3 tRNA genes are annotated in these 650 nt (G+C 48.4%); all 3 read left to right on the top strand.

Annotated features, from left to right (window positions below):
• Positions 1 to 6: 6 nt before the first annotated feature.
• Positions 7 to 82 (top strand) — tRNA-Glu (locus L5M49_RS25175).
• 118 nt (positions 83 to 200) lie between these two features.
• Positions 201 to 276: transfer RNA gene (locus L5M49_RS25170), tRNA-Glu, on the top strand.
• A 131-nt stretch (positions 277 to 407) separates the two neighbouring features.
• Positions 408 to 483, top strand: a tRNA-Glu gene (locus tag L5M49_RS25165).
• The last annotated feature ends 167 nt before the right edge of the window (positions 484 to 650 follow it).

The following is a 650-nucleotide window of genomic DNA, read 5'->3' as shown; positions in this document are numbered from 1 at the left end:
GTCCGGGTCCCCTTCGTCTAGAGGCCTAGGACACCGCCCTTTCACGGCGGTAACAGGGGTTCGAATCCCCTAGGGGATACCACATTTTGGTTCCTAGCAAATAACTAACGTGTTGTTTGGTAAGAACAAGGCATTTGCTTCCTAGCCTACTGAAGTGAATGTGTTAMAAAGCTCGGTTACGAGTTAAAACATAAGTCCGGGTCCCCTTCGTCTAGAGGCCTAGGACACCGCCCTTTCACGGCGGTAACAGGGGTTCGAATCCCCTAGGGGATACCATCTATATTTTATAGAGAGTGGTTCCTAGCAAATAACTAACGTGTTGTTTGGTAAGAACAAAGCATTCACTTCCTAGCCTACTGAAGTGAATGTGTTACAAAACTCGGTTACGAGTTAAAACATAAGTCCGGGTCCCCTTCGTCTAGAGGCCTAGGACACCGCCCTTTCACGGCGGTAACAGGGGTTCGAATCCCCTAGGGGATACCACATTTTGGTTCCTAGCAAATAACTAACGTGTTGTTTGGTAAGAACAAGGCATTTGCTTCCTAGCCTACTGAAGTGAATGTGTTACAAAGCTCGGTTACGAGTTAAATCATAAGTCCGGGTCCCCTTCGTCTAGAGGCCTAGGACACCGCCCTTTCACGGCGGTAACA

It is taken from the genome of Shewanella sp. SM74, from assembly GCF_025653725.1.
Lineage (GTDB): Bacteria > Pseudomonadota > Gammaproteobacteria > Enterobacterales > Shewanellaceae > Shewanella > Shewanella oncorhynchi.
This window is presented reverse-complemented; position numbering and strand designations above follow the sequence as displayed.